17 protein-coding genes and 1 other RNA gene are annotated in these 13,828 nt (G+C 35.3%); 8 read left to right on the plus strand and 10 right to left on the minus strand.

The annotated features are described in order from the left end of the window. Positions 1-413: 413 nt before the first annotated feature. The 4 genes from FNW21_RS11920 to FNW21_RS11935 form a co-directional block, all read right to left on the minus strand. Positions 414-746: a PIN domain-containing protein gene (locus tag FNW21_RS11920; RefSeq protein ID WP_221932061.1), complete on the minus strand. Its 333-nt coding sequence runs from the start codon at positions 744-746 to the stop codon at positions 414-416. Then, positions 746-985, minus strand: coding sequence for a hypothetical protein (locus FNW21_RS11925; RefSeq protein ID WP_144256979.1), 240 nt, complete (start codon positions 983-985; stop codon positions 746-748). Before FNW21_RS11925 ends, FNW21_RS11920 begins: the two co-directional genes overlap by 1 nt. Positions 986-1,179: 194 nt before the next feature. Beyond that, positions 1,180-1,425 (minus strand): hypothetical protein, encoded by a 246-nt coding sequence (locus tag FNW21_RS11930; protein ID WP_144256980.1) that lies wholly within the window; start codon positions 1,423-1,425, stop codon positions 1,180-1,182. A 163-nt stretch (positions 1,426-1,588) separates the two neighbouring features. Beyond that, the gene (locus FNW21_RS11935) at positions 1,589-1,981 is read right to left on the minus strand and encodes a hypothetical protein (RefSeq protein WP_144256981.1); all 393 of its coding nucleotides are present in this window, start codon (positions 1,979-1,981) and stop codon (positions 1,589-1,591) included. Between the two features lie 77 nt (positions 1,982-2,058). On the opposite strand from FNW21_RS11935, the gene FNW21_RS11940 reads away from it, so the two are divergent. Beyond that, positions 2,059-2,334 carry a hypothetical protein gene (locus tag FNW21_RS11940; RefSeq protein ID WP_144256982.1) on the plus strand — a complete coding sequence of 92 codons (276 nt, stop codon included), beginning with the start codon at positions 2,059-2,061 and terminating at the stop codon, positions 2,332-2,334. Positions 2,335-2,415: 81 nt separating this feature from the next. Here the strand turns inward: FNW21_RS11940 and FNW21_RS11945 are convergent, their stop codons facing one another. Then, a complete protein-coding gene (locus FNW21_RS11945; RefSeq protein WP_144256983.1) occupies positions 2,416-3,183 on the minus strand; it encodes a sulfite exporter TauE/SafE family protein in 768 nt (255 codons plus the stop codon). A 139-nt stretch (positions 3,184-3,322) separates the two neighbouring features. Between FNW21_RS11945 and FNW21_RS11950 the strand changes: the two genes are divergently transcribed. Continuing rightward, a complete protein-coding gene (locus FNW21_RS11950; RefSeq protein WP_144256984.1) occupies positions 3,323-3,841 on the plus strand; it encodes a DUF7935 family protein in 519 nt (172 codons plus the stop codon). Positions 3,842-4,168: 327 nt separating this feature from the next. Here the strand turns inward: FNW21_RS11950 and FNW21_RS11955 are convergent, their stop codons facing one another. The 3 genes from FNW21_RS11955 to FNW21_RS11965 form a co-directional block, all read right to left on the minus strand. Next, positions 4,169-6,235, minus strand: a complete 2,067-nt coding sequence (locus FNW21_RS11955; RefSeq protein WP_144256985.1) for a M1 family metallopeptidase — start codon at positions 6,233-6,235, stop codon at positions 4,169-4,171. 84 nt (positions 6,236-6,319) lie between these two features. Next, positions 6,320-6,709, minus strand: coding sequence for a VOC family protein (locus FNW21_RS11960; protein ID WP_144256986.1), 390 nt, complete (start codon positions 6,707-6,709; stop codon positions 6,320-6,322). A gap of 10 nt (positions 6,710-6,719) precedes the next feature. Then, entirely contained in the window at positions 6,720-8,141 is a 1,422-nt protein-coding gene (locus FNW21_RS11965) for an ATP-dependent DNA helicase (protein ID WP_144256987.1), read from the minus strand. 133 nt (positions 8,142-8,274) lie between these two features. Here FNW21_RS11965 and FNW21_RS11970 point away from each other — a divergent pair, with 133 nt between their 5' ends. Genes FNW21_RS11970 through FNW21_RS11980 form a run of 3 tightly spaced genes read left to right on the plus strand, consistent with a single transcriptional unit; the run spans position 8,275 to position 9,917 of the window. Beyond that, complete coding sequence (locus FNW21_RS11970) at positions 8,275-8,472, plus strand: hypothetical protein (RefSeq protein ID WP_144256988.1); 198 nt, start codon at positions 8,275-8,277, stop codon at positions 8,470-8,472. A gap of 39 nt (positions 8,473-8,511) precedes the next feature. After that, a complete protein-coding gene (locus FNW21_RS11975) occupies positions 8,512-9,324 on the plus strand; it encodes a DUF3822 family protein (RefSeq protein ID WP_144256989.1) in 813 nt (270 codons plus the stop codon). Beyond that, positions 9,321-9,917, plus strand: a complete 597-nt coding sequence (locus FNW21_RS11980; protein ID WP_144256990.1) for an RsmD family RNA methyltransferase — start codon at positions 9,321-9,323, stop codon at positions 9,915-9,917. Before FNW21_RS11975 ends, FNW21_RS11980 begins: the two co-directional genes overlap by 4 nt. Positions 9,918-9,987: 70 nt before the next feature. Here the strand turns inward: FNW21_RS11980 and rnpB are convergent. Continuing rightward, positions 9,988-10,308, minus strand: an RNA gene (gene rnpB / locus FNW21_RS11985) — RNase P RNA component class A. A 62-nt stretch (positions 10,309-10,370) separates the two neighbouring features. After that, the gene (locus tag FNW21_RS11990; protein WP_144256991.1) at positions 10,371-11,108 is read right to left on the minus strand and encodes a Dph6-related ATP pyrophosphatase; all 738 of its coding nucleotides are present in this window, start codon (positions 11,106-11,108) and stop codon (positions 10,371-10,373) included. 227 nt (positions 11,109-11,335) lie between these two features. Between FNW21_RS11990 and FNW21_RS11995 the strand changes: the two genes are divergently transcribed. The 3 genes from FNW21_RS11995 to FNW21_RS16545 are packed head-to-tail and all read left to right on the plus strand — an operon-like array spanning position 11,336 to position 13,786. After that, positions 11,336-11,998, plus strand: coding sequence for a hypothetical protein (locus tag FNW21_RS11995; RefSeq protein ID WP_144256992.1), 663 nt, complete (start codon positions 11,336-11,338; stop codon positions 11,996-11,998). 43 nt (positions 11,999-12,041) lie between these two features. Beyond that, positions 12,042-13,127, plus strand: a complete 1,086-nt coding sequence (dnaX, locus tag FNW21_RS12000; protein ID WP_144256993.1) for a DNA polymerase III subunit gamma/tau — start codon at positions 12,042-12,044, stop codon at positions 13,125-13,127. A gap of 56 nt (positions 13,128-13,183) precedes the next feature. Further along, positions 13,184-13,786 carry a DNA polymerase III subunit gamma/tau gene (locus FNW21_RS16545; RefSeq protein ID WP_235889631.1) on the plus strand — a complete coding sequence of 201 codons (603 nt, stop codon included), beginning with the start codon at positions 13,184-13,186 and terminating at the stop codon, positions 13,784-13,786. Positions 13,787-13,828 lie beyond the last annotated feature (42 nt).

The following is a 13,828-nucleotide window of genomic DNA, read 5'->3' on the forward strand; positions in this document are numbered from 1 at the left end:
TAAAAGTAAGCGCCTAAAAGCAGGATGGGACAATCAATATCTGGAAAAATTAATCAAATTATGATGCGTTTGCCCTGATAAAATAGAAAGATATTTTTTTCATTGATTTATTTTTTTATATGTTTACCTACTCTTTTGGCTTTTCAGCATCCGCCACCTGAATTTTAAGGACTCAAGTATTTACCTTTTTAAAAATTTATTCATATGTATCAGTTTTTATATAAGCAGGAGCTAAACATTAACTTTTCTTTAGAATCAAAATTGTTTTTTAGCAAACTGAAAAAATCATCCTAAATACAAAACCAATCACTAGTAGTATTAACTGACATATCTTCTGGTTTTCATAGGGTTTTAAACCAATTTTCAATTTTTATTTCTTCCATATTCACAAAATCTTTTACGTTATCTGTTAGTTATGTCAGTTTATTTTCAATTGCTGTTACACCAATTAACAAATCAAATTCATCGTGCATTGGTTTTCCAATTTTTCTCAATCTAACTTTCTCTTTTGCGTAACTTTTTAAGCAACTAGAAATTGGGATTATTGAAATTCCGTTTACAAATAAATCCACAGCTTTATGAGATTTTTTTATGTCTTGACTATTTTCAGCTCCAAATCGAAGTTCAAAAACAGTTATTTCAGATATGAAACAATTTTGTTTTCCTTTTTCTTTTATAATTTTATCTAAATTCATTTTTCCACGAAGGAAAAATACACAAATACTGGTGTCGAGTAAATACTGCATTAGAAGCTTATTTCTGTATTCTTAAATTTTCTGCTAGATTTAATTTCTAATACGACTTCCTCCGCAGTTTTATCGGTTGAAAATGCTCCAAAGGATTTGTAAAAAGTAGCTCCTTTTTCTGTCTTGCCTTTCTTCAATGATTTAGTCAAACTTTCAATAAGTTTAATTTTGCTTAATGGGCTTAATCCATCAAACAGCATCGAATATGTTTCAATTATATGTCGTTCCGTATAACTCATTTCCATTTTTTGGTAAAGTTAATAATTATTTTTTATTAGCGTTTTTTTATAATGGGGGTTAACACTACAAATTGCTAATGGTTTAAAACTAAATTAAGCCCTATTTTCGGATTTGCCAAATCTGCCAAATACAAAACCAACTTCAAATTAAGCCTATTGCCCAAATTGCTTGCAGCGTGTTTTACCATCAGGCTTTATATATTTGAATAATAGTTAAGAATTTTAAATACTATTTTGTCAAAATCGTTTTCGTTATGATACAATTTAGAAAACTCAATCATTTCTGCAATTGAACTACCAGATTCTTTTCGCCAAACATTTTCGTCAATATTGAAATCAATAATTTTTGCGTCTATTTTTATTAAAGTCAATGGTGAACCAAAGAAATCTTTCAATTCCGTAATGAATTCAGATATAATTTCTTGGTTATAAGTTGGCAATCTGTCGTAGCTTCAAGAAATAATTCTGCAATTTCTTTTAACTTATGATTGGTTGAGTCACTTTCTACTAATTCCCAAAGTTCTGAATATTTTTCAATATTGTTTTTCATTATAATTTTGGTAGTTTGCTGTTAACTTGTATTTACCAGCTGGCTTTATTACCTTATTGTTTTATTCTTCTAAATATTGCGCCTTTCTTAATTTTATCATGCCAGTCATAATAGTAAACCATTTTTTTGGCAGTTATTTTGTAACAACCCATTTCGAAATTTTGATTATATGGTTTAAGAAAATAAAAATCTCCTTTCTTTCTAAAGGTTCCATTTTCTTTTATTGAGGGAGTTAGATTTTTATAATTTGCGATTTGTGATTTTTCATAAACTTTGTAAAGTGTATTGATATATGTTGAATTAGATTTAATCGATATTTCATTAACTTGATATTTTTTTTCAATTTCAAAAGTTCTACTTTCAATTTTATAAGTTTTAATTGAATCTTGAGCAGACAAAATATTCATTGTCAAAAGTATTGTCGCTAAAGAAAATAGATACTTCATTATGTGATTTTTTGATGCTTACCGTAAACTCATTTACAACCCCACAATCCTCCCATCAATAATAAATTAACGAAGTCTTGCATTCTGTCCCAAATATAAGCTATTTTCTTATAACTAGTAATGCAATTGCAATTTTTAAGGCAGGAGGTTCCTTACTGGAACAACAGTTGCCATTGCGGGAATACGAACTGCCAATATTTCATGCCGAGACGCCATTGTTGGATCACGAACTGCCATTGTTTCATGCCGACCTGTCATTGTTTCAGTCGGAGATGCCGTTGTTTGAACACGAGATGCTATTGTTTGAGCATGAGCCGTCATTGTGTCAGTCCGAAAGAGTATTGTTGCAATAGCTATAGATTGGCATAGGGGCACAATGGGTTGTATGCCTTTCGCTTACAGTAACAGTTAGCGCAAGTTGCCACAAGAATTTTTTATTGGCAAAAAACAGCATATCCAAACCGTATCAAGGTGCCAATGACCACCACCAAAAAGAAAATCCGAATAAACCCATTCCCTTTGTGAATAGCCAGTTTAGCACCAATCCATCCGCCAAAGGCATTGCTAAAAGCCATGGGAATAGCAATACTCCAAATGATTTTTCCTTTTAGAAAAAACAAACAAATAGAACCAAAATTAGTCGCAAGGTTTACCATTTTGGCATTCGCCGAAGCGTGCAAAAAATCAAATCCCATCAAAGCAATAAACGCCACTACCAAGAAACAGCCCGTTCCTGGCCCAATAAATCCGTCGTAAAAACCCACTACAAATGAGATCGCTACGGCATTCGCTATTTGGGTTCTAGCCGAAATATTTCGGGCGGTATGTTGCCCAAAATTTTTCTTGGCGTAGGTATAAATAACTAGAAAGGATAGTACTACCAACAACAACGGTTTCATAAAATCATTGCTAACGTAAGTCAACATCGTCGAGCCCAAAAATGCCGATGGAAATGCCAACAGCATCATTATAGACAGCAATTTCCAGTTCATATCGACCTTTTTCAGGTATTGAAAAGCTGCAAATGAGGTTCCGCTAAAAGCCGGAATTTTAAAGGTTCCTATGACGGTGGCAACGGGCAAATTAGGCAATAAGATTAGTCCCACTAGAGTTTGAATCAATCCACCACCGCCCACAATAGCATCAATAAATCCAGCTGCAAAAGCAGCAACACAAAGCAAAACTAGTACAGATGTTTCCAATAGTTTTTGGTTTCAGGAACTCCTTTTAAATTAGGTTTAAGATAGGTTGTAACTTTAAAATTACTTGCCAAATATTACAATCAAAAAGACGCTCAATTCCCTCCAAAAGTATATTTTTGTTTTTTAAATTAAAATCAAAATGGAAAATAAATTCATCGAAATCCTAGCGTACACCATTCCTTCAATAGTAACGGGCAGTGTTGCCTATTATTTATTTGCGTCCTACTTCAAAGAGCAACAAAACAACCGCCGATGGTTGTTGCAAAAAGACGCTCAAAAGGAGGCGTTACCCCTACGCTTACAGGCTTATGAGCGCATGACTTTGTTCCTAGAACGCATTAGTTTGACCAAATTATTGATCCGAATTAGCCCTATTACCGCCGACAAAAAAGACTACGGTACGATGCTTATTGATCACATCGAACAAGAATTGGAACACAATCTTACCCAACAAATTTACCTCTCGGACGACTGTTGGAGCATTATTGTTACTGCCAAAAACGCTACGATACAAATGATTAGAAGAGCTATAGTTACACCAGAAATCACAACAGCTGACCAACTTCGAGAACTGCTTTTGAATGATTTATTAGACAAGCAATCGCCTAGTAATGCTGCCTTGTCGTATATCAAAAACGAAGTGAGTCAGTTGTGGTAATTAGGACTTTTATGGCAAATGTAAGAGTCTGATAAAATAAGTGCCTTTTAAAAGGCATTCACTTTTAAAAAGACTGCCACAGATTTGCTTCGCCAGTTCGCTTTGCTCGGTTCACAGATTTGCTTCGCCAGTTCGCTTCGCTCGGGTCACAGATTATTTCGTTACATGCTTTACAATCTTTTTATTCCTTTCAATCTGTGGCAAAAACTCTTGCAATAATTGCAACAATAAATAGATATTGCTACTTAACACAAAATCAGCAATCAAAAATCCTTACCCCGTTTTAATGAACTTAAAATCATTTGTAAATCAGGTTTATAAACTCGATTATTCTTTCAACAAGCGATTCAATTGCAACTGTTCTTTCTCATTCAACTGGGGCAAAATGCGTTCAAAAGCAGTTTTCATCATTGGGTTTTTGAGCAAAATCCGAATGGCATCCCGACCAAATTTAGAAAATTGCCACATGTGATGCGTGGTCGCATTGACCAGATTGATCAAAACGGTATCATTAGCTAAATGAAAAGCAATTAATTTTTGCAACGCATTTTGTCGAGTGGTGGCTTCGTAATTTGGGGAGGAATATTGGATTAATTGGGCCATCAAAACGGCTTTGTCCGTGGCGTAATTGGGGGTAGAAAGTGCGAGTGACAACCACAACGTTTTGAGATTATAATCATTGAAACCCATCCAGTTTTTGGATTGATCGAGATAAACAAAATCCTTTTCGGGGAAATTATTCCATAAATTATACAACGCAATTTCTTGGGTTTGATAGGATTTATCCGTGAGCAAGCTTTCATATTGCACTCTAAAATCAGGTGGAATTTGGCTCAAAACACTTGCCACAGTTTGCCGAACTGGAATGGAATTGGTTTGCAAAGCGAGCTCGAAAAGTTCTTTTTTATCCACCCATTTTTCGTCCTTAAGTTGCCTAACAACCGCTTCTTTGACAGTATAAAAAACATCCGATTGCAACACTTTTTTAAAGAAATCATACTTCTCCGCTAGGGGTTTATCCTTGAGTTGATCCACTTCAAATTGCAGTTGCATGGCTTTGTTTTCTTGCAATAAAGCATTGGCTTGAGCCGTATTAAAAACAGTAGATTCCAACCATGTTTTACTAAATGCAGCTACATCATAAGCCGAAACTTTCTTGATTTCGTCAAAAAAATCAGTCGTAGTGACCGTTTGAAATGAATGCTTTTTGAGGTAGCTTTTTACCGCTTTCCGGAAGGCTTTGTCTCCTATGTTGTGATGCAAGACAAATAATGCCCAAGCCCCTTTTTGATAAAAAGTCAAAGAACTCGCTTTGGCATTCAAAACAGGAATGGTATCTGTGCGGGAGGCATATTTTAATTGCTGTTCTGATTCGTATAATTTAGCATAAAAATAATCGTCGCCATAGATTTTCTTTTCGGCGAGTAGGGCATAATAGGTTGCAAAACCCTCTTGAAGCCAGTGGTGCTGCCCCGTTTGAGCAGTTATCAAATCGCCAAACCATTGATGGGCTAATTCATGCGCATTGACATTTGTATAACTTCGATCCGCATATCCAGTGCTGTCAACCACATAGCGCGTGCTAAAAAGTGTTGCCGATGTATTCTCCATTCCAGCATACAAGAAATCCCGAACCGGAACCTGCCTGTAAATTTTCCAAGGATATGACACGCCAATTTCGGATTCTAAAAAGTCAAATATAAGTTTCGAATCCCGATAGGTTGGCTCAAAATAAGGAGCGTCCTTGGGCTCAAAATACATTTCTAAAGGAATTTTTGAATTAGAATACTCGGTTTTTTTATCGAATTTCCCAATGCTCAATAGTAATAAATAGGAACTCATGGGTTTTCTCATGGTATAATTCCAATACGTTTTGCCGTTGTTGACCACCTTGGGTTGCAATAGCCCATTAGAAATTACTCGGTATTTAGAATCAAAAACTACGGTCAAATTAAAAATTGCCTTCTCGTTGACATCATCAAAACTAGGAAACCAATTGCTGGTGTACCGTCCTTGTCCCTGCGTCCAGATTTGAAGGTTGTTGTCTTTTTCGCTTCCTACAAAATACAAGGCTTGTTTGGGCACTGCTTTGTATGAAAAAGTTAAGAAATTTTTTCCTTTTTTGAAAGGATATACAAATAGCAATTGTTTTCCGTTGTTGGTCACGGCAATTGCTTTTTCGTTCAATTCTGCCTCCCCAACGGTCATGTTTTGCGCATCGATTTTGATGGTATCTGTTGGTTTTAAAACATCAAACCAAAATCCAGCAGTACCTGAAATTGATTTTTCGGTAGGATCAAGTGTCACTTGACCATAAATTTTTAGAAAATTAACCGATTTAGTTTGCTGCGCAAAAGTGATAGAAGTGAGTAGAGCAATAAAAAAATATTTCATAAATGTAGCGTTTGAACCTAAACCAAAGTTACACTTATTTAGCAATTTAATGCCCGAAAAACTGCTAATAGGTACTCATAAAGGCTAAAAACGTTCTATTAAATCCCAAAGATTCCCATAAAGATCCTCAAAAACAAGAATTTTACCATACGGTTCTAATTTGGGCTCTCTTACAATAGTGACCTTATTGTCCCGTAAGTTTTGACAATCTCTTTCCAAATTATCGGTGTTCAAAAAGAGAAAAACGCGCCCACCGGATTGATTCCCGATGCTTTCCTGCTGTGTCTTGCCATCCGCTTTGGCAAGCAGTAAACTGAATTCATGAGTTCCTTTTGGTGCTACTAAAACCCACCGTTTTGTGGGTGTCAAAATGGAATCTTCGATTAAATCAAAATTCAATTTTTGAGTATAAAAAGCAATAGCTTCATCATAATCCTTTACTAACAAAGCCATGTGTGCAATTCTCTGTTTCATCGTTCTGGTATTAGTCTACAAAACTTTCGTCCTTAAATCCTATCAAATACAACTTGTTTTTGGCTCTAGTCATTGCCGTGTACAACCACCTAACATAATCCCTGTTAATGCCGTCTGGCAAATAGGGTTGCTCTATAAAAACCGTATTCCATTGCCCTCCTTGCGATTTGTGACACGTAATAGCATACGAAAACTTGACTTGCAAACCGTTGAAATACTCGTTGGCTTTGACTTTCTGGAATTGCTTGAACTTGGTTTCACCTTCATAATCCTTCAACACTTCTTGGTACAAGCGGTTGGATTCTTCATACGTTAAGGACGGCGATTCACTTTTTATGGTATCTAATAAAAGAACGGTTTCAAAGGGAATTTGAGTTGGGTAATCGACCATTCGTATTTTGACTTTGGCAAATTTAAAACCGTACAACTCTTTGATATTAAAAATTTCCAATACTTCGATGATATCACCATTGGCAATAAAACCCGCAACATCCGAATCCTTTAACCAAAAATAATTGTTTTTTACCACCATCAAGAAATCGCCTGTGGCCAATTCGCTTTCTTTATCAAGGATTTTGGTTCTAATTTGCTCGTTGTATTGATTGGCCCTTTTGTTCGATCGAACGATAAAAGCCGTATCCTCAATACTGTAATTGCTGTAAGCCGAATTGATGGCGTCCTGAATATCATACCCATCAGTCAAACGCACAATGTCTTTGAATTTGCGCACATCAAACTTGAATTCGGTTATAAACGAATCCTTCAATAATTCCCGCAACTCGGTCGCATTGTGCAAGATTCCAGAACTTTCTTCCTGACGCATGACCTCGTCGAGCTCAATATAATCGACCTCTTTATTGTAATTTATGGATAGTGTTTGAATGTCCAGCGCGGGACTAATATCTAGATTTACGGGCGGCAACTGTGCCGTATCTCCCAGTAAAATCATCTTGCAATTGGTTCCTGAATACACATAGGAAATCAAATCATCGAGCAAGGAACCGTTTTCGTACAACTTGGAATCTGAATTCGTATCCGAAATCATCGAGGCTTCATCGACTATAAAAATCGTGTTGGTATGCTTGTTTTGTTGCAAAGTGAACGAAACCCCACCACCCGAAGATTTCTTGGGGAAATAGATTTTTTTATGAATGGTAAAAGCGGGTTTGTTCGAATAATTGGCAATTACCTTGGCCGCACGTCCCGTAGGCGCTAGCAAAACATACTTTTTATTAATATCCAATAAACTATTTACAATGGTCGAAATCACCGTAGTTTTTCCTGTTCCAGCATATCCTTTTAGTACAAAAATGGTATCATTGGCATTCTCGGTCAAGAAAATAGCAATTTTCTGAAAAAAAATATCTTGCTTAAAAGTAGGCTGAAACGGAAACTTTTTTTGTAAAAGACTATAAAACTGGGAGGAATTCATGTAAAGAAATTAGATTGCAAAGTAAGGGAAAAAATAATCAATAGCAATTTCAAAAATCAATGGCAATGGCAATGGCAATGGCAATTTCAAAAATCAATGGCAATGGCAATGGCAATTTCAAAAATCAATGGCAATGGCAATAGCAATTTCAAAAATCAATGGCAATGGCAATAGCAATTTCAATGGCAATGGCAATGGCAATAGCAATTTCAATGGCAATGGCAATGGCAATGGCAATTTGAAAAATCAATGGGAATGGGAATTGCAGTTGATTTTTTTAAAATTGAATTTGAAATTGAATTTTGCCATTGAAATTGACATTGAATTTTGATTTTTAAATTTGTAAGTTTGCAGTATTCAAAAAAACAATATGAATACGACTATTACCGATAAAAAATACAAAAAACTATCCATTCAAGTTTCCTTGACTGGACTTTCTTTTTGCTGTTTTGATACGTTAAACAACACGGTAATCTCGTTCAACGAAGTCTTTTTTGAGACTTTTCATAAAGCTACAAAAATAGAAGAATTGTTTTCAGATGCTTTTCAGAATCATCCTGAATTGAACGATTCCTATGATGAAGTTTTGGTTATTCACAATAACAATCTGGCAACTTTTGTCCCTACTGCCCTATTTGACGAGAATTATTTAGGTAGTTATTTGCAATACAACACCAAGGTTTTTGAGACTGATTTTTTTGCTTTTGATGAAATTCCTAACTATCAAATGAATGCGGTTTATATACCGTATGTGAATATCAATAATTTTTTTATAGATCAGTTTGGCACTTTCGATTACAAGCACGCCAATACCATTTTGGTGTCCAAATTATTGGTAAGTTCAAAAAATAATGATACCAAAACCATGTTTGCCCATTTTAATTCAGGTCAATTTGAAATTATTGTGGTTCAAAACCAAAAGTTACTGCTTTTTAACTCTTTCGATTACAACACGCCCGAGGATTTCCTATATTACTTGCTATTCACCGCCGAGCAATTGAATATGAATCCCGAAAATTTTCCGCTCGAATTGATTGGAAAAATTGATTCTGAAAGCGATTATTTCCAAATTGCCTACCAGTACATCAGGAACGTTTCGCTACTGGATGTGGAGGATTTAAAATGGAATAATTATTTTACAGAAGCCCAAAACAGAACCCATTTTATACTTTTTAACTCATGAGAATCATATCCGGAAAATACAAAGGAAGACGCATTTTTCCGCCAAAAGGACTTCCTGTTCGCCCCACAACTGACATGAGTAAAGAGGCATTATTCAATGTTTTGAACAACCATTTTAGTTTTGAAGGGCTAAAAGTTCTGGATTTATTTGCGGGAACTGGCAACATCAGTTATGAGTTTGCATCGCGCGGTAGCTCCCCAATTACGGCTGTCGATGGCGATTTTGGGTGTGTAAAATTCATCAAGCAAATAGCAACCGAATATGATTTTAATATCGCAGCGACCAAAAGTGATGTTTTTGCCTTTTTAGAAAAAATCAAAACCTCCTACGACATCATTTTTGCTGACCCACCGTATGCTTTGGATCAAAAAACATTTGAGAAAATTGTCCTTTTAATTTTCGAAAAAGAACTGCTCAACCAAGAAGGAATGATGGTTATCGAACATTCAAAATACACCAAACTCGATCACATGATTCATTTTTCGTTTCAGAAAAGTTATGGCGGTTCGATTTTTAGTTTCTTTGAAATTGAAAAAAATAATGAGGACGAAGTTAATGATTCCTTACATAAGAACGAAAATAAAGAAGAATAACGACACTAATACAAACACTAAAAGCTCTTGAAATTCAAGAGCTTTTTTTATTTGAAATTTTTATACCTAAAAAAAATGCAGACCTGTAAGCCGGATTCTGTTCTTGTTATTGCTAACAATACCTTATCATTTATCTAGACTTACAATTACTCATAAGCTCAAGCTATCTACCCTTCAGCAACGAACGAGACGCCCTTAAATGCTGATTTACTTGATATTTCACCGCATAGAGTTTACCTGGTTTCACTACAGCATTACCTGTACATACTTTCTGTTGCACTTGTCCTACCCTGATTGCTCACGATGACGGGCGTTACCCGCTATGCTTCCCTGTGGTGTCCGGACTTTCCTCCCTCCGCATAAAGCGAACGACGATAAGGCGGTCTGCGGGGCAAAAGTAAGGATTTAAGTTTAAGATTACCGCTTTTTTTATTTTGGAGTACCAGATACGGCTTATTTTGCAATCAAATCACAATACCAAAATCCATAATCAAACGCATCAGGTGCACTTGTATCACAGGCAGTATCCGAGGAATCTTCGTTTTCTGGCTTTTCATATTTGCGATAGACAATTTCTCCTATTTCAAAATCAATAGGTTTAGAAAAAAGTGGCCCATCAAAAGTAAAGGTATGAAACTCGCCATTTTCGCCACATACATCAACGTTTTCGGGTAAATCATCGATGAAATCTTGATCAATAATGCGTCCTACAAAACTTTTGCCCAAAAATCGTTCACTAACACAAACCACAATTGTTCTAAAACCCAATCGCATAAACTCTTGAATCAAATCGTGAGTTGGAGTTTTCCAAAGCGGAAAAACGCCTTCAAATCCTATTTCGGCTAATTTATCCTCTCGGTATTTTCGCAAATCTTCAAGAAAAATATCTCCAAAAATAGAATAATTCACGCCCTCTCCTTTTAAGGTCAAAAGTGTTTCTCGCACAACGTTTTCATACACTTCCATCGTGGGCATTTCGGGAATTTGCATTATTTTTAATGGCAATCCAATGCTATTAGCTTGTTGTTGCAGCAATTCTACACGAAGACCGTGCATAGAAACACGCTGCAATTGCTGATTCACACTGGTGATTAAACAATGAATCTCATACTCGTTAGTTTGTAGTATTTTATAGAGTGCTAGAGCAGAATCTTTGCCGCTACTCCAGTTAAATAAGGCATTTTTTTTCAAAGGATTTTTTTATTTTCTGGAAGTAAACGTACAAAAAAATAATGTATTCGTTTGCCAAAGCGTTATGACTAACCAAAAATTCGTTTACTAAAGCAATTCGTTTAAGTCCAAACTACTTCATTAGCAACCAATGAAACAGATTTTACATTTCAGAATTTAAATTGGTTTTGTTTCAATTCTAAAATTTCAATTAAAAAGCGTAAACTTGTGAATCAATTTTTTCTAAAATGAAACTGCAAAAACTATTTTTTATACTAACTTTCATTTGTTTTAATCAAGTGTTCCCCTGCGATTGTCCTCAATTACAAAGAGAAACTATGGTTTCAAAAGGGCTTAAAAATGCAGAAATAGTATTTTATGGAGAATTAGTAAAAATTGATACCGTTTCTAGAAAATATTCTTTTAGAATAATTGAACTCTTTAAAGGTGATTATAAATCTCCCATAATTAATGGAAAATCTTTAAATAATAATTGTGAAATATTTCCCTTTAAAAAAGATCTATGGATTGTTTATGCTTCCTTTAATAAGGACAATACAATTAGCATAAGTTATTGTTTGCCATCTCAAACCATAGAAATTCCTACGGGATTTTTGCCACCAATTCCATTATTCACATCTTCAGAAAGAAGAACAACAAAAATTGATTCATTAAATAATGAAATAGATAATTTAAAAATTAGGAATGAAACGATGTCAAATTGGTTTTACCAACTAGAACAATTAAGAGCCTATAAATTATCTCAAAATAAAATTCCTGAAAATCAAAAAAACACAATTTACAACAAAACCACAATCATTTCTTTGATTATCAATACACTATTATTTGCAGTAGTTTTTTTTATGTTGGCAAGGAAAAGATTTTTTTCAAATAAACAAATTACCAAATAAACCAATAAACAAAAACCCTATATTTGCTTTCGAATAAAAAACTATGGAACAATTTGTAGTATCGGCACGTAAATACCGCCCACAAACATTCAAGGATGTTGTGGGGCAAAAAGCTATTACCAATACCCTACTTAACGCCATAGAAAGCAATCACCTGGCTTCGGCGCTATTGTTTACTGGACCTCGTGGCGTAGGTAAAACCACTTGTGCTCGTATCCTTGCCCGCAAAATTAACCAACCCGGTTACGATGACCCAAACGAGGATTTTGCCTTTAATGTATTTGAGTTAGACGCCGCTTCAAACAATTCTGTAGATGATATTCGGAATTTGATTGACCAAGTTCGGATTCCGCCACAAACGGGTCAGTACAAAGTATATATTATAGATGAGGTGCACATGTTGTCCTCGGCAGCTTTTAATGCGTTTCTAAAAACATTAGAAGAACCGCCAAAACACGCCATTTTTATTTTGGCCACGACCGAAAAACATAAGATTATCCCAACGATATTGTCTCGTTGTCAAATTTTTGATTTCAAAAGAATTACCGTAAAAGATGCCAAAGAACATCTAGCCGAAGTTGCCAGCAGTCAAGGTGTGTTTTTTGAGGACGATGCTTTGCACATAATTGCTCAAAAAGCGGATGGTGCTATGCGTGATGCGTTGTCTATTTTTGACCGAGTAGTTTCTTTTTGCGGCAACAATTTAACCCGTCAAGCCGTTACCGAAAACTTGAATGTGCTTGATTATGAAACCTATATCAAGGTAACCGATTTAATTCTAGACAATAAAATCCCTGAATTGCTACTGGAATTCAACGAGATTTTGTCCAAAGGATTTGATAGCCATCATTTTGTAGCTGGATTGGGATCGCATTTTAGAGATTTGTTGGTTTCCAAAACGCCTGCAACCCTTATGTTGCTTGAAGTAGGAGAACAAGCACAAAAAATGTACGGAATTCAAGCCCAAAAATGTTCACAAGATTTTCTTTTAAAAGGAATTGAAATTGCCAATGATTGCGATTTAAAATACAAAGTGAGTCAAAACCAACGATTACTCGTAGAACTTTGTTTGATGCAACTTGCCTCTATCACTTTTGATGGAGAAAAAAAAAAGTTGAGCAATACATAATTCCACCTACTTTTTTTAGAAAAAAAGACTATTCAATAGCCGAAATTCCAAAGAAAGTGAGCATTCCTAATGAGGCAACTTTGGAAGCTGAAATTCCAAAAATAGCTCCCGAAATTGCGACAGTTGCCATTTCTAACTCGGATAATATTCCTGCTCCTGCTCCTCCAAAAGTGCTACCGCAAAACGATAACGAACCTAAAATTTCGGCATTTTCTTTGTCGAGTATTCGTGCCAAAAAAGCATTGGAGGAAAGCAATAAATCCATAGTAAAAGAAGTCATACACTCCCCAACCGAAGCTTTTACCGAAACAGAAATGCGCCTACAATGGAACAAATACGCACAACGTTTAGGCGACAAAGGCTACCGTATCATGGAATCTCTACTTCTAATTAATGATCCAAAACTAGAGGGAAATGCCATTACTATTGAACTCCCAAACGAAGGATCAAAGCTGGATTTTGAGAGCGAAATTAATGGACTTTTGGGACATTTAAAAGGACATTTACACAATCATGAAATTACAATTACCGTTATTGTAAATGAAAGCATCGATCTTAAACGGAGCTTTAATGATCAAGATCGCTACAACCGTTTGCATGATTTGAATCCCAATATAGCGTTATTACGAACGACTTTTGGGTTGGATCTGGATGTTTAAAAAAGACAAAATGACGATTTATAATTACTAAATGTTATTTTA

It is taken from the genome of Flavobacterium restrictum (assembly GCF_007097245.1).
Taxonomy (GTDB): domain Bacteria; phylum Bacteroidota; class Bacteroidia; order Flavobacteriales; family Flavobacteriaceae; genus Flavobacterium; species Flavobacterium restrictum.

Excerpts from the sequence above, each read along its gene's own strand:
- FNW21_RS11975 (WP_144256989.1), top strand. The coding sequence starts at position 8,512 with ATGAATACGACTATTACCGATAAAAAATACAAAAAACTATCCATTCAA.
- FNW21_RS11935 (WP_144256981.1), bottom strand. The coding sequence starts at position 1,981 with ATGAAGTATCTATTTTCTTTAGCGACAATACTTTTGACAATGAATATT.
- FNW21_RS11980 (WP_144256990.1), top strand. The coding sequence starts at position 9,321 with ATGAGAATCATATCCGGAAAATACAAAGGAAGACGCATTTTTCCGCCA.
- FNW21_RS11960 (WP_144256986.1), bottom strand. The coding sequence starts at position 6,709 with ATGAAACAGAGAATTGCACACATGGCTTTGTTAGTAAAGGATTATGAT.
- FNW21_RS11950 (WP_144256984.1), top strand. The coding sequence starts at position 3,323 with ATGGAAAATAAATTCATCGAAATCCTAGCGTACACCATTCCTTCAATA.
- FNW21_RS11970 (WP_144256988.1), top strand. The coding sequence starts at position 8,275 with ATGGCAATAGCAATTTCAAAAATCAATGGCAATGGCAATAGCAATTTC.
- FNW21_RS11925 (WP_144256979.1), bottom strand. The coding sequence starts at position 985 with ATGAGTTATACGGAACGACATATAATTGAAACATATTCGATGCTGTTT.
- FNW21_RS11955 (WP_144256985.1), bottom strand. The coding sequence starts at position 6,235 with ATGAAATATTTTTTTATTGCTCTACTCACTTCTATCACTTTTGCGCAG.
- FNW21_RS11965 (WP_144256987.1), bottom strand. The coding sequence starts at position 8,141 with ATGAATTCCTCCCAGTTTTATAGTCTTTTACAAAAAAAGTTTCCGTTT.
- FNW21_RS11920 (WP_221932061.1), bottom strand. The coding sequence starts at position 746 with ATGCAGTATTTACTCGACACCAGTATTTGTGTATTTTTCCTTCGTGGA.
- dnaX (WP_144256993.1), top strand. The coding sequence starts at position 12,042 with ATGGAACAATTTGTAGTATCGGCACGTAAATACCGCCCACAAACATTC.
- FNW21_RS11995 (WP_144256992.1), top strand. The coding sequence starts at position 11,336 with ATGAAACTGCAAAAACTATTTTTTATACTAACTTTCATTTGTTTTAAT.